The sequence below is a fragment of the Cohaesibacter celericrescens genome, from assembly GCF_002866925.1.
Classification (GTDB): Bacteria; Pseudomonadota; Alphaproteobacteria; order Rhizobiales; family Cohaesibacteraceae; genus Cohaesibacter; species Cohaesibacter celericrescens.
Window position 1 is genome coordinate 1 of the sequence record NZ_PKUQ01000058.1, and the last position, 660, is coordinate 660.

General features: G+C 43.2%; 1 protein-coding gene. It reads right to left on the bottom strand.

What is annotated here, in order from left to right:
- Positions 1 to 660 (bottom strand): hypothetical protein (locus tag C0081_RS23340; RefSeq protein WP_180967034.1); only part of this gene is annotated, 660 nt, incomplete at both ends.

Below are 660 nucleotides of genomic sequence, written 5' to 3' on the forward strand. Positions count from 1 at the left end.
GCGCCTAATTTTGAGGGCTTCGTCTTGTTCATCCTGAGCCAGATCCTTGGCTTTTCTAGTTTGTTCATCGTATGTACGAAGGTGATTTGCCATTTCTTCAGCCGCTTCAACATCTTGATTAATCCGCTCCAGCAGCTCATCCCCCTTTTTCTGATTGGCCCAAAAGCGAACACTAAATTTTTCATTTCGGCTAGATGGTTTATATTTGATGATGTTTTCCTTCAAACCTTCAATAACAGCCGAGCTGGCTTCAACTGCGGCCATCTTTCGATCCAAAATATTTTTCTCTTCTTCGACTTTCAGGGCCACCTTGGCATCGATCTGGCGCGTGATATTAGAGGCTGTTTCAATTGCTAGGTCTCTAGCCGGTTGCATTTTTTTGATTAGTTTATTGGCTAAATGAACATTGGCGTGAGCATGACGCGTTGGGCTCAATTTTTTTTTATCTGCATCATACGCATAAAAGTCTTTTTCTATGGCTTCAATCGCAGCCAATTGAGCGTCAATTTTTGTATGTTTTTCTGACAAGGCATTGATTTTTGGCACAATGAATTCTACTGCTTTTGCGCCTGCGTAAGGTGCCTCATTGATGTTATCAATTAGTTCAGCAGCCCTATCAACGGACGCCCCATCGGCGGCACTGAATTGTTTCCCGGGTAA